Annotated in this window: 18 protein-coding genes; 13 read left to right on the plus strand and 5 right to left on the minus strand. The window is 68.4% G+C overall.

Features of this window, described 5'->3' with window-relative positions; all coding sequences use genetic code 11:
- The first annotated feature begins 317 nt into the window (after window positions 1-317).
- Genes GQ56_RS0134685 through GQ56_RS0134695 form a run of 3 tightly spaced genes read left to right on the plus strand, consistent with a single transcriptional unit; the run spans window position 318 to window position 3069 of the window.
- A complete protein-coding gene (locus GQ56_RS0134685) occupies window positions 318-1253 on the plus strand; it encodes an alpha/beta fold hydrolase (RefSeq protein WP_031403016.1) in 936 nt (311 codons plus the stop codon).
- Window positions 1254-1285: 32 nt separating this feature from the next.
- The gene (locus GQ56_RS0134690) at window positions 1286-2341 is read left to right on the plus strand and encodes a sensor histidine kinase (RefSeq protein ID WP_031403017.1); all 1056 of its coding nucleotides are present in this window, start codon (window positions 1286-1288) and stop codon (window positions 2339-2341) included.
- Complete coding sequence (locus tag GQ56_RS0134695) at window positions 2338-3069, plus strand: LytR/AlgR family response regulator transcription factor (RefSeq protein WP_031403018.1); 732 nt, start codon at window positions 2338-2340, stop codon at window positions 3067-3069. The genes GQ56_RS0134690 and GQ56_RS0134695 overlap by 4 nt, the downstream gene beginning before the upstream one ends.
- A gap of 504 nt (window positions 3070-3573) precedes the next feature.
- Here the strand turns inward: GQ56_RS0134695 and GQ56_RS0134700 are convergent.
- Both GQ56_RS0134700 and GQ56_RS0134705 read right to left on the minus strand, forming a co-directional pair.
- Entirely contained in the window at window positions 3574-4038 is a 465-nt protein-coding gene (locus tag GQ56_RS0134700) for a GNAT family N-acetyltransferase (protein ID WP_031403019.1), read from the minus strand.
- Between the two features lie 107 nt (window positions 4039-4145).
- On the minus strand, window positions 4146-4517 hold the full coding sequence (locus GQ56_RS0134705; RefSeq protein ID WP_031403020.1) for a nuclear transport factor 2 family protein: 372 nt from the start codon (window positions 4515-4517) through the stop codon (window positions 4146-4148).
- Window positions 4518-5145: 628 nt separating this feature from the next.
- Between GQ56_RS0134705 and GQ56_RS0134715 the strand changes: the two genes are divergently transcribed.
- Together GQ56_RS0134715 and GQ56_RS0134720 are read left to right on the plus strand one after the other, a co-directional pair.
- Window positions 5146-6651, plus strand: coding sequence for an aldehyde dehydrogenase (locus GQ56_RS0134715; RefSeq protein ID WP_031403022.1), 1506 nt, complete (start codon window positions 5146-5148; stop codon window positions 6649-6651).
- 80 nt (window positions 6652-6731) lie between these two features.
- The gene (locus GQ56_RS0134720; RefSeq protein ID WP_031403023.1) at window positions 6732-8123 is read left to right on the plus strand and encodes an aspartate aminotransferase family protein; all 1392 of its coding nucleotides are present in this window, start codon (window positions 6732-6734) and stop codon (window positions 8121-8123) included.
- Window positions 8124-8199: 76 nt separating this feature from the next.
- Here the strand turns inward: GQ56_RS0134720 and GQ56_RS0134725 are convergent, their stop codons facing one another.
- Both GQ56_RS0134725 and GQ56_RS0134730 read right to left on the minus strand, forming a co-directional pair.
- Complete coding sequence (locus GQ56_RS0134725) at window positions 8200-9450, minus strand: hypothetical protein (protein ID WP_031403024.1); 1251 nt, start codon at window positions 9448-9450, stop codon at window positions 8200-8202.
- Window positions 9451-9590: 140 nt separating this feature from the next.
- On the minus strand, window positions 9591-10610 hold the full coding sequence (locus GQ56_RS0134730; protein ID WP_031403025.1) for an AraC family transcriptional regulator: 1020 nt from the start codon (window positions 10608-10610) through the stop codon (window positions 9591-9593).
- Window positions 10611-10754: 144 nt separating this feature from the next.
- Here GQ56_RS0134730 and GQ56_RS0134735 point away from each other — a divergent pair, with 144 nt between their 5' ends.
- From GQ56_RS0134735 to GQ56_RS0134745, 3 genes are read left to right on the plus strand one after another with little or no spacing between them, the layout of a single operon-like run.
- A complete protein-coding gene (locus GQ56_RS0134735) occupies window positions 10755-12422 on the plus strand; it encodes an acyl-CoA synthetase (RefSeq protein WP_031403026.1) in 1668 nt (555 codons plus the stop codon).
- A gap of 22 nt (window positions 12423-12444) precedes the next feature.
- Window positions 12445-13212, plus strand: a complete 768-nt coding sequence (locus tag GQ56_RS0134740; protein ID WP_031403027.1) for a 3-hydroxyacyl-CoA dehydrogenase — start codon at window positions 12445-12447, stop codon at window positions 13210-13212.
- An 18-nt stretch (window positions 13213-13230) separates the two neighbouring features.
- On the plus strand, window positions 13231-14421 hold the full coding sequence (locus GQ56_RS0134745; RefSeq protein WP_031403028.1) for an acetyl-CoA C-acetyltransferase: 1191 nt from the start codon (window positions 13231-13233) through the stop codon (window positions 14419-14421).
- Between the two features lie 109 nt (window positions 14422-14530).
- Here GQ56_RS0134745 and GQ56_RS0134750 read toward each other — a convergent pair whose 3' ends face one another.
- The gene (locus GQ56_RS0134750; protein ID WP_031403029.1) at window positions 14531-15223 is read right to left on the minus strand and encodes a TetR/AcrR family transcriptional regulator; all 693 of its coding nucleotides are present in this window, start codon (window positions 15221-15223) and stop codon (window positions 14531-14533) included.
- Between the two features lie 365 nt (window positions 15224-15588).
- Between GQ56_RS0134750 and GQ56_RS0134760 the strand changes: the two genes are divergently transcribed.
- The 5 genes from GQ56_RS0134760 (at window position 15589) to hydA (ending at window position 22844) form a co-directional block, all read left to right on the plus strand.
- Entirely contained in the window at window positions 15589-16869 is a 1281-nt protein-coding gene (locus GQ56_RS0134760) for a Zn-dependent hydrolase (protein WP_031403030.1), read from the plus strand.
- Window positions 16870-16996: 127 nt separating this feature from the next.
- Complete coding sequence (locus GQ56_RS0134765) at window positions 16997-18334, plus strand: NAD(P)-dependent oxidoreductase (RefSeq protein ID WP_031403031.1); 1338 nt, start codon at window positions 16997-16999, stop codon at window positions 18332-18334.
- 64 nt (window positions 18335-18398) lie between these two features.
- Window positions 18399-19715 carry an NAD-dependent dihydropyrimidine dehydrogenase subunit PreA gene (gene preA / locus GQ56_RS0134770; protein WP_031403032.1) on the plus strand — a complete coding sequence of 439 codons (1317 nt, stop codon included), beginning with the start codon at window positions 18399-18401 and terminating at the stop codon, window positions 19713-19715.
- 101 nt (window positions 19716-19816) lie between these two features.
- On the plus strand, window positions 19817-21325 hold the full coding sequence (locus GQ56_RS0134775) for an NCS1 family nucleobase:cation symporter-1 (RefSeq protein WP_031403033.1): 1509 nt from the start codon (window positions 19817-19819) through the stop codon (window positions 21323-21325).
- Between the two features lie 61 nt (window positions 21326-21386).
- A complete protein-coding gene (hydA, locus tag GQ56_RS0134780; protein ID WP_031403034.1) occupies window positions 21387-22844 on the plus strand; it encodes a dihydropyrimidinase in 1458 nt (485 codons plus the stop codon).
- The last annotated feature ends 114 nt before the right edge of the window (window positions 22845-22958 follow it).

Here is a 22958-nt window from a genome sequence, read left to right on the forward strand (position 1 = left end):
ACCGTGAAACGATTCTACGCCGATGATAGTGCGGATTCCCGTGTGAAAGTAGGTAATCGTCAGGCTCCCTAAGCCAAAAACCCCCGCCCGACAAGGCGGGGGTTTTTGCATTTCAGCGGCGGAAATGCTGCGAGGCGTGTTGGCAGGTGGAATCGGCTACGCCTGTTTCCGGATGCGGTGTCGATACATCGATGCCGGCCCCCGCCTTTCGACCGTTCATCCTCGGCGGGAGCCGTTGCTCCGAAATCGCAACCGCGGCTCCGTGATCGTCGCTACGCTGGCTACCCCTGGCGTTACCCATCGACAAGGAGCAAACGATGAAGATATTTCCGGCACCCTGGTCCGTTACGAAGGCCTTGGCCCGGCTCGCGATGACCGGCATGACGATGGCCGCACTCGGCCCGGGCCTGGCACATGCGGCCACCGACGCGCCGAACGTGCCCGGCAAGGTGCAGGTCGAAGTGGTCGGCAGCGGTCGCCCGGTGCTGATGATTCCCGGGCTGAACAGCAGCGCGGAAGTCTGGCGCGACACCTGCCGGGCGCTGCAGCCGCAGGTGCAATGCCTGCTGGTTCAGTTACCCGGTTTTGCCGGTGCGGCTGCGGCCGTCCCGCGCCCGGCCGACTTCCTGCCGGCCATGCGCGATGAACTGCTGACCTATCTGCAGGCGCGGGGTCTGGCGAAGGTAGCCGTGATGGGCCACAGCCTGGGCGGTGTGCTGGCGATGGAACTGGCACTGAAGGCGCCCGAGGCCGTTGGCCCGCTGATCATCGTCGATTCGCTGCCGTTCTATGCGGCGGCGATGAATCCGCACACGAATGCGCAGAACGTGGCCGTCGTGGCCGGACAACTGCGCCAGGCCCTGCTGACGGCCGACGACGCCAGTTTCCAGGCGCGCAACGACGCCATCGCCAGAACGCTGACGCGCAGCGTCGACCATCTTCCCGAACTGCAACGCTGGGGCCGCGACACCGATCGCGCGACGATGGCCGATGCGCTGTACTCGATGATGATGCGCGATCTGCGCGACGATGTCGCGGGCATCCACACCCCCGTGCTGGTGCTGGGCGCCTGGGCGAGCTATCAGCCGTTCGGCGGTACCGAGGCTTCGGTCCGGGAAGTGTTCCAGGCACAGTATGCGAAGCTGCAGGGCGTGCAGATCGCGATGAGCGCGCAGGGCTACCATTTCCTGATGTGGGACGATCCGCGCTGGCTGCAGGATCAGGTGCGTACCTTCCTGGCTGCGCATCCGTGATCGTCGCACGCCACCTCGCCCGCACATCCGCCATGCCCATCGACGCCACGACTTGCTCCCGCCGTTTCTGGTCGCTCAACGCGCTGGCCTGGGCGGGCTATGGCGTGTTCTCCGTGTGGGCGGGCAGCCGCTTCACCCATGGCGCGGTCGTCAGCGGGGTGGTGCTGATCAGTGTGAGTCTCGCGGTTTCGTTATGGTTGTGCAGCGGTGCATTGCGCGCGGTGGCGTTGCGCCGGGGCTGGTGGGACGGCGGTCTGGGCAGCCTGATGTCGAAGCTGACCGCCGGCGTGGCGATCGGCACGAGCGTGGCGCAGGCAGTGACGGCGGCGCTGCTGCTGCCCGCGCTGACCCTGGGCTGGGTGCAACTGCCCGGCGGGCAGGCGGACTACCGGCTGTCGTCCATGCTGGTGTACTGGATGAACACCGCGCTGTTCCTGCTGATGTGGACGGGTCTGTGGGCCGGCTTGCATGGCCTGCGCCGCGCTCGCGACAGCGAACTGGCGCGACTGCGCGCCGAGGCCGAGCGCAGCGTGCTGGAGCGCGACGCGTTGCGCGCGCGGCTCAACCCGCATTTCGTGTTCAACGCGTTGAACAACCTGCGCGCGCTGATCCTGGAAGACCCCGAAGGCGCGCGCGACATGGTCACCCGCCTGTCGCGCACGCTGCGCCGCGCACTGGCGCACAATCGTAGCGAGCAGGTGACGCTGGCCGATGAACTGGCGGTGGTCGACGACTATCTGGCCATCGAGGCCATTCACTTCGAGCAGCGCCTGCACGTGCGCCTGGATATCGCCGCCGGGGCGGAGCAGGCACGGTTGCCGGCGATGGCGCTGCAATTGCTGGTGGAGAACGCGATCAAGCACGGCATCGCCGCCCGCCCGGGTGGTGGCGAGGTACGCATTCATGCCACGCTCGACGGCGACCTGCTGCGGCTGCAGGTGGACAACCCGATTGGCACGGGCAGCCCTGACGCCGATGGTCACGGGGTCGGTCTGGCGTACCTGCGCGCGCAATTGGGCGCGCGCGGGCGTTTCGCGCTGCAACCGGTAGGCGAGCGCATGCGGGCCATCCTGGAGATTCCTCAATGAGCGAGTTGCTGCGCGTGCTGATTGTCGACGACGCACGGCTGGCCCGGCAGGAGTTGCGCATGCTGCTGTCGGCGCTGCCATGGGTGGAATGCGTGGGCGAGGTCGACGATGTGCCGGCTGCGCGCGACGCGATTGTCGCGCTGGCGCCGGATCTCGTGTTGCTGGACGTGCAGATGCCGTCCGGCAGCGGCTTCGACGTACTGGACGGGTTGGAGACGGTGCCCGCGGTGGTGTTCGTCACCGCTTACGATACCTATGCCGTGCGTGCGTTCCAGGCCAACGCGCTGGACTATCTGGTCAAGCCGGTGGAAGCGCCGCGCTTGCTGGAAGCACTGCAGCGCGCGCGTCGGCGAGAGGTGCCGGTGGTCGGGGCGCCCGCGCTGCGCACGACGCTGGGCGAGCAGGACCAGGTGTTCGTTCGCGAGGCCGAGCGGTGCTGGTTCGTGGCGGTGTCCGAGATCCGCCGGCTGGTGGTGGACGGAAACTACACGCGGCTGTGGTTCCGAGACCAGAACGCGCTGCTGCCTCGCAGCCTGAGTGCGCTGGAGGCGCGATTGCCGTCGGCGCTGTTTTTTCGCGCCAACCGCAATACGCTGGTCAACCTGCGGTGCATCCGGGCGGTCACGCCGGGCATCGGCGACGGATATGACCTGACGCTGGATGATGGCAGCGAGGTGGAGGTGTCGCGGCGGCAGGCGCGGGAGCTGCGCGAACGGATGGCGTTGTAGCGGTTGCCGTGGTTTGGCGCGGTGCCCTTTTCAAGGTAAAAGATAAGGAATGCGAAGGTAATGAACGGAGACCGTGACGCACCGGATTGCGACGGTCGTCCGGCGGGCGATGGACCAATCGCGAAGGGACGTTCGGCCCATCCGGGAGATCGATCGTCACACTGTGATTTTCAATCATGCACGGAGGCCTTGAGGCATCAGATTGCGTCTGTCGTCCGGCGGGCGATGAGCCAATCGCGAAGGGTTGTTCGGCGCATCCGAGAGATCGATCATCACACAATGATCTTCAATCATGCACGGAGGCCGTGACACACCGGATTGCGTCTGTCGTCCAGTGGGCGACGGGCCAATCGCGAAGGGGCGTTCGGCCCATCCGCGAGACCGATCATCAAACTGTTATTTTCAATCATGCGCGGAGACCGCGACGCACCGGATTGAGTCAGCCGTCCGGCGGGCGATGAACCGATCGAGAAGGGACGTTCGACCCATCCGCGAGATCGACCATCACACAGTGATTTTCAAGATCGGGAAGAACCGGCCCGGGATGACGGACGACTCCTTTTCACCGATTTTCACCGCACCGAGCGACAGGTAGAACGGCGCCGCGTTCGGATCCGCTTCGATCACGAAACTTCCGATGCCTCGTACGGCAGCCTCCTGCCGGACTGCGGACCACAACGCGCGGGCGATACCGCGGCCCATGTAGTCCGGGTGAACGAACAGCCACCCGGGCGTCGGCAGGTCGGAATCCGAAGCCGTCCTGATCCAGAACCCGACGACGTGTGCTGCGGATTCGGCGACGTAGCCGATCGAACCGGAGATCATCTCCGGCGCGATCGTGAGGTCGCCCTCCCACACGGCGAGCCACTCCTCGGGGTAGCCCCAGTGCGCTTTCGAAACACGGGCGAGCGCCGTGAGCGCGTTCGCATCCGAGGGATGAGCGGCACGGACGGAAAAAGGCGGGTGCATCCTGTCTCCCGTTAACTGTCGAAGCGGCAGATTACGGCCGATTCGGTGGGCACGTGTGGCGCGGCACCGCGCATCGGCGCTCGAATTCGCGCCGATTCCGCGCCGATTCAGCCGATCCCGGACGCGTGTCCGGCGACGACCCGCCAGCGTGCACCGGAGGGTCGCCACAGACGCGTGTAGGCAAACGTCCCGGCGATCCCGACCGAGTCGAAACGACCTGCGAGCGTTGCCTGCACGGTTACCAGAATCATCTCGTCGATCGCATGCGCTTGAACATCGTGGAGATCGAGTCGATCGAGCCGCAGCCGTTTCGCGCGATGCGCCGCAAGATCGTCGTCCTTCGAGATGACCTGGCCGCCCGGTACGGTAAATACCAGGCCGTCGTCCAGCAGCGCGTCGAGTGCGTCGACGTCGTTGGCGAGCATGGCCGCCCGAAGGGCAGCTTCGTACGGCTCGATGCGTGTCAGTGGCGTATCCATGTCGGGTTGCTGCCTCCCGGAGGTCACGGCTTCGTCGATGGGCCGCGGCGGGGCGGGCGCTCGTCAATTTACCTCAATACCGTGTGCGTGCGTTACGAACCGCGCTCCGCACGCGCTTTTGCCGGTGACGGGCGCCGGCCGGCATTGTCACGCGGATGCCGGGCAACGCGCGTGCGCCGACGGTCGGATAAAGCGCGGCCGCAATGCGCCACGCCGTCGGCGCACGCAATGCCAGCGCGCATTCGACGATGCGCGGCGGGCAGCACGTCGGGTTTGCGCTCGACGGTGGACGAATCGCCTTGCCGGGGCGGCCGGAGCGCCATGCGACGTCGCACGACGACACGCGCGATGTTCGCCGCATCTGCGGCCCCTCCGCTATTCCCGTCGCACATGCAGCCAGGCAGGAAGACCGGCCGCACGCCGGCCGGATGGATAGAAAGAACCTCTTCAATGAGAAGCAAAAGTGTTCTTTCAGATTGCTATTTGATGACCGACAGTTCGACAACCGGACAACGGCAGCGATGTGCGGCGGCCGTGAACGACGGTCGTGTCCGCCGGCGTCTGTCGTCGGGTCGAATGCCGGCGGAGAACCACGTAACGCCGCCCGGTCGTCAAAACGGAGCCCTGAATGAACCCAGCTTCAGCAGAAAGCCATCAGTACGCGGACTGGAGACGTCTCGCGGCGCAAGTCATTCCGAGAACGCTTGCACACATCGGCGGCCGAAGCGTGCCGGCCCGAAGCGGCCGGACGTTTGCCGCCGTCAATCCGGCCACCGAGGCCGTCATCGCGGAAGTCGCGTCGTGCGATGCGGCGGATGTCGACGACGCGGTGCACGCCGCGCGTGACGCGTTCGAATCCGGTGTCTGGTCGCGCTGCGCGCCGGCCGAGCGCAAGCGCGTGCTGTGCCGGCTCGGTGAACGCGTCGCGGCGCATGGCGCCGAGCTCGCGCTGCTCGATTCGCTCAACATGGGCAAGCGCGTGGCGGACGCGTTCGACATCGACGTGCCGGCGGCGAGCGGCCTGTTCAGCTGGTATGGCGAAGCTGTCGACAAGCTGCACGGCGAAGTCGCGTCGACCGACCCCGGCAACCTCGCGGTCGTCACGCGCGAACCGCTGGGCGTCGTCGGCGCGGTGGTGCCGTGGAATTTCCCGCTCGACATGGTCGCGTGGAAGGTGGCGCCGGCGCTGGCGGCCGGCAACAGCGTCGTGCTGAAGCCGGCGGAACAGTCGCCGCTGTCCGCGCTGCGTCTCGCGGAGCTGGCGCTCGAGGCCGGCTTGCCGCCGGGCGTGCTGAACGTCGTGCCGGGCTACGGCGAGACCGCGGGGCGCGCGCTCGGGCTGCACCCCGACGTCGACGTGCTTGCATTCACGGGTTCGACGGCCGTCGGCAAGAAATTTCTCGAGTACGCCGCGCAGTCGAACCTGAAGCAGGTGTGGCTCGAATGCGGCGGCAAGAGCCCGAACCTGGTGTTCGACGACACCGACGATCTCGATCTGGCCGCGCGCAAGGCCTGCTTCGGCATTTTCTTCAACCAGGGCGAGGTGTGTTCCGCGAACTCGCGGCTGCTGGTGCAACGCACGATTCACGATGCGTTCGTCGACCGGCTGATCGCGCATGCCGCCGCGTTCATGCCGGGCGATCCGCTCGATCCGTCGAGCGGGATGGGCGCCATGGTCGACGCGCGGCAGCACCGGCGCGTGCGCGAGTGGATCGCGCGCGGCCGCCAGTGCGCAACGCTCGCGCTCGGCGGCGGCGCGCCGCAAGTCGACGGCAAGGGCTACTTCATCGAGCCGACGATCTTCATCGACGTGAAGCACGACGACGCCATCGCGCGCGAGGAGATCTTCGGGCCCGTGCTGTCGGTGATGGCCTTCGATACCGAGGACGAGGCCGTGCGGCGCGCGAACGACTCGATCTATGGGCTGGCCGCGTCGGTCTGGACCGGCAGCCTGTCGCGCGCGCATCGCGTGTCGGGCCGGCTGCGCGCCGGCACGGTATCCGTCAACACGGTCGATGCGCTGAGCGCGCAGACGCCGTTCGGCGGGTTCCGCCAGTCGGGTTTCGGCCGCGATCTTTCGCTGCACGCGATCGACAAGTACACGGGCCTGAAGACCACCTGGATCCGCTACTGATTCGACGCGGCGGCCGCCAGCGGCCGCGCCGGGCAGCACGACAGCCCTTTTCATCCGTAAAACGAACCGGAGACTCGCCCATGAACGCGCCCAATTTTCCGCATCGCACGACGCAGGACTATCAACGCAGCGACGCCGCGCATCACCTGCATGCATTCGTGGACCAGAAGGCGCTGAACGAGGAGGGCGCGCGCGTGATGGTGCGCGGCGAAGGTGTCCATCTATGGGATAGCGACGGCAACCGCTATCTGGACGGCATGTCTGGGCTATGGTGCACCAATGTCGGCTACGGGCGGCCGGAGCTGATCGATGCCGCGGCGCGGCAGATGAAGGCGCTGTCGTACTACAACATGTTCTTCCATACGACGCACCCGGCGGTGATCGAATTGTCGGAGCGGTTGTTCGCGCTGCTCGGCAACCGCTTCAGTCACGTGGTGTACACCAATTCGGGATCCGAAGCGAACGAGGTGCTGATCCGTACCGTGCGGCGGTTCTGGGACGTGATGGGCCAGCCGGAGAAGAAGGTGCTGATTGGCCGCGTGAACGGCTATCACGGATCGACGGTCGGCAGCGCGTCGCTCGGCGGCATGGCGTTCATGCACGAAATGGGCGACCTGCCGATTCCGGACGTTGCGCACGTCGACGAACCGTACTGGTATGCGCATGGCGGCGACCAGAGCCCGGTGGCGTTCGGCAGGCAGGCGGCGTTGTCGCTCGAGCGCAAGATCCTCGAGATCGGTGCGGACCGCGTCGCCGCATTCGTTGCGGAACCGTTCCAGGGGGCGGGCGGGATGATCTTCCCGCCGGACGGCTACTGGCAGGAGATCGAGCGCATCTGCCGCCAATACGACGTGCTGCTCTGCGCGGACGAAGTGATCGGCGGCTTCGGCCGTACCGGCGAGTGGTTCGCGCATCGTCACTTCGGCTTCGAACCGGATCTGATCTGCATCGCCAAGGGGCTGACCTCGGGCTACGTGCCGATGGGCGGCCTGATCATGAGCCGGCGCATCGGCGGCGCGCTGGTCGACAAGGGCGGGGTCTACGCGCACGGGCTGACCTATTCGGGGCACCCGGTCGCGGCCGCGGTCGCGCTGGCCAATCTCGACGTGCTCGAGCGCGAAGGCCTCGTCGAGCGGACGAAGACGGATACGGGCCCGTATCTGCAGCGGGCGTTGCGCGACGCGTTCGACGGTCATCCGCTGATCGGCGAGATCCAGGGCGTCGGCGCCGTCGGCGCCATCCAGTTCGCGAAGAACAAGGCGACGCGCGAGCGCTTTGCCAACGAAGCCGATCTGACCTGGCACAGCCGGACGGTCGGATTCGAGCTCGGCGCGATCGTGCGTTCGACGAACGGCCGCCTGATCGTTGCGCCGCCGCTGGTGATCGATCACGGGCAAATCGACGAACTGGTCGCCACGATGCGCCACGCCGTCGATGCGACCGCACGCGAAGTGCTCGGGATCGACGTGTGACCGGCTGAGCGACGCGCCTGCGTCCGGCGACGGGCAGGCGTGCATCGACGGGGTGTCCCGCCGGGCCTGCGTCACGTCACGGCACGAAGTGCCGCAGGCGCTCGGCGTGGGCTTCGAGTCCGTCGAGCCCGAGATGGTGGCTGAGCTTGCCGACGCGAACCTGCGCGATGTCGGCCGTGAGCTCGCGCAGCAGCTTTGCACTCGCCGCGCGGTAGGCGGACGCCGCATCGACGCCTTGCGCCGCCAGCGCCGCGCCGATCAGGCGGGCACTGTCGGCGCCGCCGCCGGAAACGCAGCGTGCCATCGCGGCGGCATCGGGTCGTACGCCGGCGTCGAGGAGCGCACGCATCAGCGCGGCCGGCACGTTGCCGGACGCGGACGCCAGCGAATCCGGCGCGACCGGTGCGCCGGCGTCGAGCAACGCGGCGGCGGCCGCGAACCTCTGGCGCCGCAGCGCATAGTCGGTCGGGATCGAGCTGCCGGAGAGCGGCGCGCCGAGATTCGCGACGATCGGCGCCAGTTGCGCGGTGAGCGTCGCGTCGTCGCAGTCGATCGCATGTCGCAACGCCTGGCGCGCGAGTGCGGGCTGCGCCGCGAGCGTGCCTTCCGCGAGCGGCGTGCGCCAGTCGATCAGCGCGCGGCGATAGAACGCGACCAGCTTGTCCGCCAGCGGCGCCGGCAGGCCGTGCGACATCCGGCGTTCGTCGAGATACTCGAGCAACGTCATGCCGGTTCCGCTGTCGCCGGGTTCCAGCGGATCCGCATGGAGTTGCAGCGCGCCGAATGCCGCGTACAGGTCGGGGGCGACCGTCTCGAGGCCGTCCTCGTGCATCGCGCCGCGCCACGCGGGCGGCAGCCCTTGCTTCCACGCGAGCACGTGGCCGCAGTCCCTGGCGCCGGGCTCCGTCACGATGTAGATCCGGTCGCAATACTCGAATCCGCCGAACGGCAATGCGTCGATCCTGCCGTTCCACGGGCGTGCGTCGTCTTCGGCGGCTTCCTCGGCGAGTTCGAGTTCATGGTCGATCCAACCCTGCAGGTCGCGATAGCCGTCGCTGCCGTTGTAGAACAGCTCGCCCCAGCTGATCCCCTCGACATGACCGTTCATCTCCAGCGTCAGGTCGTAGTCGAGGCTGCCGCCGGCCGTGACGCGCCACAGGTCGAGCAGCGCGGGCGGAATGTCGCCGTGGCAGCAGGCCGCTACGGCCGCGATCTGGTCGGCCGGCATCGGCGGCTGCGCGTCGAAGATCACGCGATCGGCAAACAGCACGATGCCGTGCGTGCGCAGGTCGGCCAGTTCGGTATCGGAGAAGTCGGTTGCTTGCATCGGAACGGGAACGGTGGAGTGGAGCGAGGCTTGCCGTCGTCGACGCGCAACGGACGGCAGTCGGAAGAGCGCATCGTATCAGCGTTGCGCGACGGGCGGCTGCCTTCGCCGCGCGCCGCTCCCGACGAGAGCCGGCGGCCTCATCCGCTCGCGACGCCCGGCTCCGCTTCCGCCTCGTGCACGTCACGCCGGAACGCGCCCGGGCTCGTGCCCGTCCACTTCCGGAACGCGCGATGAAACGCGCTCGGTTCGGTGAAGCCGAGTTCGACGGCGATCTCCGCGACACTGAGCGTCTGCCCGCGCAGCAGCGACTGGGCCAGCGCGCCGCGCAACTCGTCCTTGATCGCCGCGAAGCTTTGCCCTTCGCTGCGCAGACGCCGCCGCAGCGTGGCGGGCGTCGTGCCGAGGCGCGCGGCCAGCGTATCGAAGTCCGGCCACTCGGCGGCCGGCAGCGTTTTCAACTGCGCGCGGGTTTTCGCGACCCAGCCCGTGTCGTGCCGGTAGCGGACGAGCAGGTTGCCGGGTGCGCCGCGCAGGAAAGTCTTCAGCGCCTGCTCGGAGCGGATCGTCGGCAGTGCGAGGTACGCGGCGTTGAAGGCGAGCCGGCTGTCGGGCCGGTCGAAATGCACGGGCACGCCGAAGAACTGGTGATAGTCGCTGCGCTGGTCGGGGCCCGGGCACGCGAAATCGATGCGTTGCAGCGGGATGCGCCGGCCGATCAGCCAGCACGCGACACCCAGCAGCAGCAGCCAGAACGTCCGGTACGCGAACGCCGGGTAGGGCGCGCCCGACTGCGTCAACACGATCTGCGCCTGCCCGTCGGCCACGACGAGCTCGCCGTGCGGCTCGTCCAGGACCACGCGCAGGAACTGCAGCGCGCGCCGCAGCGCCTTGTCGAGCGTGCCGGCGTGCAGCACCGCGTGGCACAGCAGCGTGAAGCTGCCGTGCCGCATCGGGCGCGCGGCGAGCCCGAAGAATTCGTCGTCGAGCGTAGCGGCGATCGCGAGCCACAGACGGCCGTACTGCTGCGGCGTGACGGGTTCGCGCACGGCGGCCGGCAGGCCGGCGGCGCGCAGCACCGGCTCCGTCGGCAGGCCCTGCCGGCGCAGGCACGCGAGCGCGTCGTCGACGAAATCCGGTGAAATCATCTGCGGCCCCATTTTCCTGCACCCTCCCGACATGGCAAAAACGATCACGATTCTAGATTCTGTTTGTCATTGATTGCAATGTCACGGCTGTCTACTATCGATGTATCCCCGTCGCGCCCGAGGCTCGCCGGCGGCCACAACGCACAGGAGACACGCATGCCTGATGGAGCAACCGCCCGGGCGGTGCCGGCCTACGCCGACGCCGTCGCCCGGTTCAGTATCGAGACCGCCGCGGCGCAACTGCACGGCGACCTGGAGCGCGGTCTGAACGCGTGCGTCGAATGCTGCGACCGGCACGCATCGGCGGACGCGATCGCGCTCGACTGGATCGACGCCGGCGGGCAGCACCACAGCTTCACGTTTGCACGGATGCAGGCGCTGTCGGCGCGTGTCGCGAACCTCCTGGTCGCGCAGGGCGTGAAGCCGGGCGACGTGGTGGCGGGCTTGCTGCCGCGCACGCCGGAGCTCGTCGCGACGATCCTCGGTACGTGGCGCGCGGGCGCCGTCTATCAGCCGCTGTTCACGGCGTTCGGTCCGAAGGCGATCGAGCACCGGCTGCGCATGAGCGACGCGCGGCTGGTCGTGACCAACGTCGCGAATCGCGCGAAGCTCGACGAGATTGCGGACTGCCCGCCGGTGGCGACGGTGCGCGAGCCGGGCGAGACGCTGCCGGAGCGCGACATCGACTTGCGCGCGGCGCTCGATGCGCAGGCCGATACGTTCGAGCCGGTGCCGCGCAAGGGATCGGATCTGTTCATGATGATGTCGACGTCGGGCACGACGGGTTTGCCGAAGGGCGTACCGGTGCCGCTGCGCGCGCTGCTCGCGTTCGGCGCGTACATGCGCGAAGCGGTCGACCTGCGCGCGGGCGACCGGTTCTGGAACATCGCCGATCCGGGCTGGGCGTACGGCCTCTATTACGCGATCACCGGCCCGCTACTGCTCGGCCACGCGACGACGCTGTACGAAGGCGGCTTCACGGTGGACAGCACCTGCGACGTGATCGAGCGGCTCGGCATCACGAGTCTCGCCGGTTCGCCGACCGCGTACCGGATGCTGATGGCGGCCGGACCGGATGCGGCGGCGCGGCTGAAGGGGAAGCTGCGCGTGGTGAGCAGCGCGGGCGAGCCGTTGAATCCGGAGGTGGTGCGCTGGTTCGCCACGGCGCTCGACGCGCCGATTCACGATCACTACGGCCAGACCGAACTCGGGATGGTCGTGAACAACCATCACGGGCTGGCCCACGTGGTTCATTCCGGCTCGGCGGGCTTCGCGATGCCAGGCTATCGTGTCGCGGTGCTGGACGAAGCGAGCCGCGAGCTCGGCCCCGGCGAGCCCGGCAACCTGGCGATCGACATCGCGCGCTCGCCGCTGCTGTGGTTTCACGGCTACTGGCGGCAGGACACGCCGGCGATCGCGGGCGGCTACTACCGGACCGGCGACAACGTCGAGCTGGAGCCGGACGGCACCGTGAGCTTCATCGGCCGCGCGGACGACGTGATCACGTCGTCCGGCTACCGGATCGGCCCGTTCGACGTGGAAAGCGCGCTGATCGAGCATCCGGCGGTGAGCGAAACCGCCGTCATCGGCGTGCCCGACGCGGAGCGCACGGAGATCGTCAAGGCGTTCGTCGTGCTGTCGAAAGGCTACGAGGGTACGGCGGCGCTGGCCGACGAGCTGAGCCTGCACGTGAAGCGGCGGCTGTCCGCGCACGCGTATCCTCGCGCGATCGACTTCGTCGACGCGCTGCCGAAAACCCCGAGCGGCAAGATCCAGCGCTTCGTGTTGCGCAAGATGGAAGCCGAGAAGGCCGCTCAACCCTGAACATCTAATTTACGGACTGCGAATGGATATCAAGGATCGTGTTTTTCTGATCACGGGCGCCGGTTCGGGCCTGGGCGCCGCGGTGGCGCGCATGGTCGTCGCGGAAGGCGGCAAGGCCGTGCTGCTGGACGTCAACGAAGAGGCGGGCGCGGGCCTCGCGCACGAACTCGGCGCGGCTGCCCGCTTCGTGAAGACCGACGTGACGAGCGAGGCCGACGGGCAGGCCGCCGTCGCCGCCGCGCGTGACGCGTTCGGCCGCGTCGACGCGCTGGTGAACTGCGCGGGCGTCGCGCCGGGCGAGAAGGTGGTGGGCCGCGACGGCCCGCATTCGCTCGACCGTTTCGCACGCGCGGTATCGATCAATCTCGTCGGCACCTTCAACATGATCCGGCTGGCCGCCGAAGCGATGTCGAAGCAGGACGCCGATGCGGAAGGCGAGCGCGGCGTGATCGTCAACACCGCGTCGGTCGCGGCGTTCGACGGGCAGATCGGGCAGGCCGCGTATGCGGCGTCGAAGAGCGGCGTGGTGGGCATGACGCTGCCGATCGCGCGCGAACTCGCGCGGTTCGGCATTCGCGTCGTGACGGTCGCGCCGGGGATCTTCGCGACGCCGATGATGGCCGGCATGCCGCAGGACGTGCAGGATGCGCTCGGCAAGAGCGTGCCGTTCCCGCCGCGTCTCGGCCGTCCGGAAGAATTTGCGGCGCTGGTGCGCCACATCGCCGGGAACACGATGCTGAACGGCGAAGTCATCCGTCTCGATGGCGCGTTGCGCATGGCACCGCGCTGACACTGGAGGAAGCGAATCATGACGACTCAGGATCCGATCGTAATCGTTGGCGCGGCGCGTACGCCGATGGGTGGTTTTCAGGGCGACCTGGCGGCGGCCAGCGCCAGCGACCTTGGCGCGGTGGCGATTCGCGCGGCGCTCGAGCGCGCGAACGTGCCGGCCGAGCGTATCGAGGAAATCGTGTTCGGCTGCGTGCTGCCGGCCGGACAGGGGCAGGCGCCGGCGCGGCAGGCCGCGCTGAAGGCCGGTCTGCCGCTCGGCGCGGGCGCGACCACGGTCAACAAGATGTGCGGCTCCGGGATGAAGGCCGCGATGTTCGCGCACGACCTGCTGCTGGCCGGCTCGGCGGCCGTGGCCGTCGCGGGCGGGATGGAGAGCATGACGAATGCGCCGTACCTGCTGCCGAAGGCACGCGCGGGCATGCGGATGGGGCACGGCCAGGTGCTCGACCACATGTTCCTCGACGGCCTCGAGGACGCATACGAGAAGGGCCGCCTGATGGGCACCTTCGCGGAGGATTGCGCGCAGGCCTACCAGTTCACGCGCGAGGCGCAGGACGCGTTCGCGATTGCGTCGCTGACGCGGGCGCAACGCGCGATCGCGGAAGGCCGCTTCGTGTCGGAGATCGCGCCGGTGACCGTGAAGGCCGGCAAGACCGACACGGTCGTGTCGATCGACGAGCAGCCGGGCAAGGCGAAGCTGGACAAGATCCCGACGCTGAAGCCGGCATTCCGCGACGGCGGCACGGTGACGGCCGCCAATGCGTCGTCGATCTCGGACGGCGCGGCCGCGCTCGTGATGATGCGTCGCTCGCAGGCCGAGCGCCTCGGCCTCACGCCGAAGGCGGTGATCGTCGGGCATTCGACCCACGCGGACAAGCCGGGCCTGTTCGCGACCGCGCCGATCGGCGCGCTGCGCAAGCTCTCGGAGAAAACCGGCTGGAACCTGCGCGACGTCGACCTGTTCGAGATCAACGAAGCGTTCGCGGTGGTGCCGATGGCCGCGATGCGCGATCTCGACCTGCCGCACGAGAAGGTCAACGTGCACGGCGGCGCGTGCGCGCTCGGGCACCCGATCGGGGCGTCGGGCGCACGCGTGATGGTGACGCTGCTGGCCGCCCTCGAAACGTATGGGCTGACGCGCGGCGTGGCGTCGCTGTGCATCGGCGGCGGCGAGGCGACGGCGATCGCGATCGAGCGCGTCGCGTAACTCGCATCACGTATCGCACGCACGCCGTGACGCGGGCGACGGGCAGGGCGCCGGGGCACCGGCGCACGACCCGCCGCCCGTTTTTCATTCGGCGAATCGCGCGGCCGTGCTACGGCTTCGCATGCGGCGACACCGCGCCGCATGCGCGGATCACCAGTTGCACGACCTGCTCGGTCCGGTCGTCGAACGCCTTCCGCGTGAATGCACGCCGGCCGCTCAGCGCGCGGATCTGCGCATCGAAATCCGCGTAATGCTGCGTGGTCGCCCAGATCAGGTACAGCAGCGCGTGCGCGTCGATCGGGGCAAGCAATCCGCGCGCGATCCAGCCGTCGATGACCTCCACGCGCGTGTCGAACCACGGCTTCACGCGTTCCGACAGGATGTCCTGCATGTGCTCCGCGCCCTGGATGATCTCGTTGGCCCAGACCTTCGAGCCGAGCGGGCGCCGCCGCGACAGCGCCATTTTCGCGCGCACGTAACCGCCGATCGCTTCCACCGGGTCGTCGTCGGCCTCGAAGGTGCCGGCCGCGCGATGCCAGTCCTCGAACAGGTCGTCGAGCACGCGGCGGTACAGCGCGAGCTTCGTCGGGAAGTAGTAGTGCAGATTGGCTTTCGGCAGACCGGCGCGTTCGGCGATCATCGCGGTGCTTGCGCCGTCGAGCCCGCGCTCCGCGAACACGGCTTCCGCGCAGGCGAGCAGGTGCGCTTCGTTGGACTCGCGAATGTGCGCCTTGCGTCGCCGCAAAGGCGCGGACGCCTCGTCGCTGTCGGTGGCTTCGGTTGCCGCCTCGTCATGTCTCATCGTTGCCCTCGCGCAGCCGGCATGCCGCGTTGCGCTTCATTCTAGCCGTTCATCCGCGTCGAGCGCACGCGTGCGAACACCACGCATCCGCCGCCATGCTGCGTTGCGATGGCACGTTTCTCGCTCCATTCGTTCACGCAAGAAAGACATTGATTTGGTCATTTTGATCGTCTAAAACCTGTCCAATCGGACAGGATTCGATGCGCGGGGGATGGCGGCGGAAAGTGTGGCGGCGATGCGCCGGACGACTTTCGCGCGCAGCCGGAACATGCACCGCGCATGGGCGGGTTTGCCCCGAAACAGGTCCGGCGCGCACCGGCACAGACCGGGCTGACGACATCACCGACCCCACAGGAGCGATACGAATGAATGCGGTATCGGAAACAGTGAAACGGGCAGTTTTCGACACGTCGATCCGGGTCGACGGCAGGCGCTTGTGGGACAGCCTGATGGAAGTCGCGAAGATCGGCGCGACGCCGAAAGGCGGCGTGTGCCGGCTCGCACTGACCGATCTCGACAAGGCCGGCCGCGACCTGATCGTCGGCTGGGCGAAAGCCGCGGGCTGCACGGTGACGGTCGATACGATGGGCAACGTGTTCATGCGCCGCGCGGGCCGCGTGGCCGATGCGGCGCCGGTCGTCACGGGCTCGCACGCGGATTCGCAGCCGACGGGCGGCCGCTTCGACGGCATCTACGGCGTGCTCGGCGGCCTCGAGGTGATTCGCAGCCTGAACGATCGCGGGATCGAGACCGAGCATCCGGTCGAGGTCGTGATCTGGACCAACGAGGAGGGCTCGCGCTTCGCGCCCGCGATGGTCGCGTCAGGCGTGTTCGCGGGCGTGTTCCCGCTCGAATACGGGCTGTCGCGCAAGGACGTCGACGGCAAGACGATCGGCGAGGAACTGGCGCGCATCGGCTACGCCGGCGACGTGCCGTGCGGCGGGCGCAAGCTGCACGCGGCGTTCGAGCTGCATATCGAGCAGGGGCCGATTCTCGAGGCGGAGTGCAAGACGATCGGCGTCGTGACCGATGCGCAGGGGCAGCGCTGGTACGAGATCACGCTGACCGGCCAGGAAGCGCACGCGGGGCCGACGCCGATGCCGCGCCGTCGCGATGCGCTGCTCGGCGCGTCGCGCGTGGTCGATCTGGTCAACCGCATCGGGCTCGATCATGCGCCGTTCGGCTGTGCGACGGTCGGCATGATGCAGGTCTACCCGAACTCGCGCAACGTGATTCCCGGGCGCGTGTTCTTCACCGTCGATTTCCGTCATCCGGACGATGCCGTGCTCGCGAAGATGGACGCCGCGCTGCGCGAAGGCGTGGCGCGCATCGCGGCCGACATCGGGCTCGACACGGCGCTCGAGCAGATCTTCTACTACCGGCCCGTCGCGTTCGATCCGGCTTGCGTGGCGGCCGTGCGCGGCGCGGCCGAGCGCTTCGGGTACTCGCATCGCGACATCGTGTCGGGTGCGGGCCACGACGCGTGCTATCTCGCGCAGGTCGCGCCGACGTCGATGGTGTTCGTGCCATGCGTGGACGGCATCAGCCACAACGAGATCGAGGACGCGACGCCTGCGTGGATCGAGGCCGGCGCGAACGTGTTGCTGCACGCGATGCTGTCGCGTGCGTGCGAGCCGGCTTCATGACGCAGAGGCGATAGCGGCCGGAAGGCCGCGGATCGCCCGATCGCAGGATGCTTCGGCATGACCGCCCCGACTGTGCATTCGCAGCCGGCGGGGACGGCTTTGTCTCCACCCAGTCGAAGGAACGCGTATGACCACTCAGCCAACCGGCGCGATCGCCGCGCATCGCCTGTCGTCCACGCAACTCTCGTGCGAATTCGCGGATATCGCGCCGCTGCTCGATCCGACCGCGGCGGCGGCGGCCGCGAGCCGCTGCCACTACTGCTACGACGCGCCGTGCGTGCAGGCCTGCCCGACGCAGATCGACATCCCGAGCTTCATCCGCAAGATCGGCAACGGCAACCTGAAGGGCGCCGCGACCGACATCCTGTCGGCCAATCCGCTCGGCGGGATGTGTGCGCGCGTGTGCCCGACCGAGATCCTGTGCGAAGGCGCGTGCGTGCGCAATCACCAGGACGCGCAGCCCGTCGCGATCGGCGCGCTGCAGCGGCATGCGACCGACTGGGCGATGGAAACCGGCGCGGTGCGCTTCCGGCGCGCGGCCGACACGGGCCGCCACGTCGCGGTGGTCGGCGCGGGGCCGGCCGGGCTCGCGTGCGCGCACCGGCTCGCGCTCGCCGGGCACCGCGTCACGCTGTTCGACGCCCGCGCGAAGGCCGGCGGCCTCAACGAGTACGGGATCGCCGCGTACAAGACCGTCGACGATTTTGCGCAGCGGGAAGTCGAGTGGCTGCTGTCGGTCGGCGGGATCACGGTGAAGACGGGCGTTGCGCTCGGGCACGACGTCGCGCTCGCCGCGCTGCGCGAGCAGCATGACGCGGTGTTTCTCGCGATGGGCCTCGGTGGCGTGCGTGCGCTCGCGATCGACGGCGAGCAGCTGGGCGGCGTGATGAACGCGGTCGACTTCATCGAGCAGGTGCGGCAGGCCGACGCGCTGGAGAACGTGCCGGTCGGGCGGCGCGTGGTCGTGATCGGCGGCGGCAATACGGCCATCGATGCGGCCGTGCAGAGCCGCAAGCTCGGCGCCGAGCGTGTGACGATGGTGTATCGGCGCGGCGTCGACGCGATGAGCGCGACGTGGGCCGAGCGCGAGTTCGCGCAGAAGAGCGGCGTCACGCTCGTCACGCACGCGAAGCCGGTGCGCATGACGGGCGCGAACGGGCAGGTGACGGGCGTGGAATTCGAGGCGGCGTCGGGCGAGCGTTTCGGCGTCGACGCCGACATGGTGCTGAAGGCGATCGGCCAGACGCTGGCGCCCGACGGCGTCAACGCCGCGTTGCTGACGGCGGACGGCGCGCGCATCGCGGTGGACGCGGACCTGCGCACCGCCTGGCCCGACGTGTGGGCCGGGGGCGACTGCGCGGCGACGGACGGCATCGACCTCACGGTGCAGGCCGTGCAGGACGGCAAGCGCGCGGCCGCGTCGATCGACGCGGCCCTCGCGCGGCGCGCCGTGAAAGCCGCGTGAAGGCGCGACCCGCGCCACGCACCACGAGCACGACGATAGCGACCCCACTCTCACGGAGCCGATCATGGCCGACCTTCGCTGCACCTTCGCGGGCATCACTTCGCCGAATCCGTTCTGGCTCGCGTCCGCGCCGCCGACCGACAAGGCCTACAACGTCAACCGCGCCTTCGAGGCGGGCTGGGGCGGGGTCGTCTGGAAGACGCTCGGGCTCGATCCGCACGTCGTCAACGTCAGTTCGCGCTACGGCGCCGTGCAGTGGAACGGCCAGCGCATTGCAGGGCTGAACAACATCGAGCTGATCACCGACCGTCCGCTCGACGTGAACCTGAGAGAGATCGCGCAGGTGAAGCGCGACTGGCCGGATCGTGCGCTGATCGTGTCGCTGATGGTGCCGTGCAACGAGCGCGACTGGAAATGGATCCTGCCGCTGGTCGAGGATACCGGCGCCGACGCGGTCGAGCTGAACTTCGGCTGCCCGCACGGCATGAGCGAGCGCGGAATGGGCGCGGCGGTCGGGCAGGTACCCGAATACGTCGAGATGGTCACGCGCTGGGTGAAGGAAGGCACGAAGCTGCCGTGTCTCGTGAAGCTCACGCCGAACATCAGCGACATCCGGATGGGGTCGCGCGCGGCCTTCAAGGGCGGTGCGGACGGCGTGTCGCTGATCAACACGATCAACTCGATCGTCGCGGTCGATCTCGACCACATGGCGCCGATGCCGACCGTCGACGGCAAGGGTACGCACGGCGGCTATTGCGGCCCGGCGGTCAAGCCGATCGCGCTGAACATGGTCGCGGAAATCGCGCGCGACCCGGAAACGCCGAACCTGCCGATCTCGGGCATCGGCGGCATCTCGACGTGGCGCGATGCGGCCGAGTTCATGGTGCTCGGCGCCGGCAGCGTGCAGGTGTGCACTGCCGCGATGCATTACGGGTTCCGGATCGTGTCGGATCTCGCCGACGGCTTGTCGAACTGGATGGACGAGAAGGGCTATGCGACGCTCGACGACGTGCGCGGCCGCGCGGTGCCGAACGTGACCGACTGGAAATACCTGAACCTGAAGTACGACATCAAGGCGCGCATCGACCAGGACCGCTGCATCCAGTGCGGGCTGTGCCATATCGCATGCGAGGACACGTCGCACCAGGCGATTACGCGCGAGAAGGATGGCGTGCGGCATTTCGAAGTGGTCGATGCCGAATGCGTCGGGTGCAATCTTTGCATGCACGTGTGTCCGGTCGAGCAATGCATCACGATGGAGCGTGTGGATTCGGGCGACTACGCGAACTGGACCACGCATCCGAACAATCCGGCGAGTGCGGATGGCGGTGCGGGCGGCAGCACGGCGGCGTCGCCCGGAACGCACGCGAAGGCGGCCTGACCGGCGTGCGGCGCGCGGGGTGTCCCGCGTCGCCGCTTTTTCGTGACCCGGGGCCGGCATCGCAGGATGCCGGCGCCGACGTTTTTCGTGGAGTGCGATCGATGACATCCGCAGCGAATCCCGCCGATCCCGACAGCGCCGCGGCGCACGGCGGCAGCCTCTACAACGACGACCTCGCGCCGACGACGCCGGCGCAGCGCACGTGGAAGTGGTATCACTTCGCGGCGCTGTGGGTCGGGATGGTGATGAACATCGCGTCGTACATGCTCGCGGCCGGGTTGATCCAGGAGGGGATGTCGCCGTGGCAGGCGGTGCTGACGGTGCTGCTCGGCAACCTGATCGTGCTCGTGCCGATGCTGCTGATCGGCCACGCGGGCGCGAAGCACGGGATTCCGTACGCGGTGCTCGTGCGCGCATCGTTCGGCACGCAGGGCGCGAAGCTGCCGGCGCTGCTGCGCGCGATCGTCGCGTGCGGCTGGTACGGCATCCAGACCTGGCTCGGCGGCAGCGCGATCTACACGCTGCTGAACATCCTGACCGGCAACGCGCTGCATGGCGCGGCGCTGCCGCTCGTCGGCATCTCGTTCGGGCAGCTCGCGTGCTTCCTCGTGTTCTGGGCGCTGCAGCTCTACTTCATCTGGCACGGCACCGATTCGATCCGCTGGCTCGAGAGCTGGTCGGCGCCGATCAAGGTCGTGATGTGCGTGGCGCTCGTCTGGTGGGCGACGTCGAAGGCGGGCGGGTTCGGCTCGATGCTGTCGGCGCCTTCGCAGTTCGCGGCCGGCGGCAAGAAGGCCGGACTGTTCTGGGCGACCTTCTGGCCGGGGCTGACCGCGATGGTGGGCTTCTGGGCGACGCTTGCGCTGAACATCCCCGACTTCACGCGCTTCGCGCATTCGCAGCGCGACCAGGTGATCGGGCAGTCGATCGGGCTGCCGCTGCCGATGGCGCTGCTGTCGGTGGTGTCCGTCGTCGTGACGTCCGCGACGGTCGTGATCTACGGCAACGCGATCTGGGACCCGATCGACCTGACGAGCCGCATGACGGGTGTCGGCGTGGGCGTCGCGCTCGTGATCCTGACGCTCGACACGATGTGCTGCAACCTCGCCGCGAATCTCGTCGGCCCCGCGTACGATTTCTCGAGCCTGTGGCCGAAGGCGATCTCGTACCGCACGGGCGGGATGATCACCGCGACGATCGCGATCGCGATGATGCCGTGGAAGATCCTCGCGACGACGGACGGCTACATCTTCACCTGGCTCGTCGGCTATTCGGCGCTGCTGGGGCCGGTGGCGGGGATCCTGATGGTCGACTACTTCCTGATTCGCGGCACGCGGCTCGATACGCGCGCGCTGTTCGACGCGCGCGGCGGCTTCAGCTATGCGCGCGGGTGGAACCCGGCCGCGCTGGCCGCGCTCGCGGCCGGCGTGCTGCCGAACCTGCCCGGTTTCCTGCACACGGCCTTTCCGGCGTCGTTCCCGAACGTGCCGGCGTTCTTCAACACGCTTTACACGTACGCGTGGTTCGTCGGCCTCGTGCTGGCATCGGGCGTGTACGGCACCTGGATGAAGTGGCGCGCCGGACAGCGCGCGCAGATCGCGAGCGCATGACCGGCGTGATGCATGCGACGCGAGTGATGCGGCACCCGACAGTCAACGAGGAGGCAACCAAATGGCTATCCTGATTCGTGGCGGCACCGTGGTCGATGCGGACCGCTCCTATCGCGCGGACGTGCTCTGCGCGGACCCGGCGGACGGCGGCACGATCCTGCAGATCGCCGAGCAGATCGACGCGCCGGCCGGCGCGACCGTCGTCGACGCGCACGACCAGTACGTGATGCCGGGCGGCATCGATCCGCACACGCACATGGAGCTGCCGTTCATGGGCACCACGGCGAGCGACGATTTCTACACGGGCACGGCCGCCGGGCTCGCGGGCGGCACGACGAGCATCATCGACTTCGTGATCCCGAGCCCGAAGCAGCCGCTGATGGACGCGTTCCGCGAATGGCGCGGCTGGGCCGAGAAGGCGGCCGCCGATTACGGTTTCCACGTGGCCGTGACGTGGTGGGACGAGAGCGTGTACCGCGACATGGGCACGCTCGTGCGCGAGCATGGCGTATCGAGCTTCAAGCACTTCATGGCGTACAAGAACGCGATCATGGCCGACGACGAGATTCTCGTGAACAGCTTCTCGCGTTCGCTCGAACTCGGCGCGCTGCCGACCGTGCACGCGGAGAACGGCGAGCTCGTGTTCCGGCTGCAGCAGGCGCTGCTCGCGCGCGGGATGACGGGGCCGGAGGCGCATCCGTTGTCGCGGCCGCCGGAGGTCGAGGGCGAGGCCGCGAACCGCGCGATCCGCATCGCGCAGGTGCTCGGCGTGCCGGTGTATATCGTGCACGTATCGGCGAAGGATGCGGTCGATGCGATCGCGCGCGCGCGCAGCGAAGGGCTGCGCGTGTTCGGCGAGGTGCTGCCGGGCCATCTGGTGATCGACGAGGCGGTCTATCGCGACCCGGACTGGGCGCGAGCGGCCGCGCACGTGATGAGCCCGCCGTTCCGCTCGGCCGAGCATCGCGAGGCGCTGTGGCGCGGGCTGCAGGCGGGGCAGCTGCATACGACGGCGACCGACCACTGCGTGTTCTGCGCGTCGCAGAAGGCGATGGGCCGCGACGATTTCACGAAGATCCCGAACGGTTGCGGCGGGGTCGAGGATCGCATGTCGGTGCTGTGGCATCACGGCGTGAATCGCGGCCGCATCACGCCGAACGAGTTCGTGCGGATCACGTCGACGAACGCCGCGCAGATCTTCAACCTGTATCCGCGCAAGGGCGCGGTGCAGGTGGGGGCCGATGCCGACCTGGTGGTATGGGATCCGGCCGCGACGAAGACGATCTCGGTGAAGACCCATCACCAGCAGGTCGACTTCAACGTGTTCGAGGGGATGACGGTGCAGGGCGTCGCGACGCACACGCTGACGCGCGGCGCACTTGCATGGGCCGACGGCGAACTGCGCGCGGTACGCGGCGCGGGTCGCTACCTGAAGCGCCCGCCGGCAGCCGGCTACTACGAGGCCGCGCGGATCGCGAACCGGCTGCGCGAACCGCAGCCGGTCGAGCGCGCGGGCTGAGCGGCGCGGGGGGAGTGCGGGGCGTGCCGTGCATGCGGCACGCCCCGTTGGCGTTCCTGCCAGGTGTGCATGATCGTCGATCGGGCCGATGAAGCATAAAAGGAAACAGTCGAC

This window comes from Burkholderia paludis (assembly GCF_000732615.1).
Taxonomy (GTDB): domain Bacteria; phylum Pseudomonadota; class Gammaproteobacteria; order Burkholderiales; family Burkholderiaceae; genus Burkholderia; species Burkholderia paludis.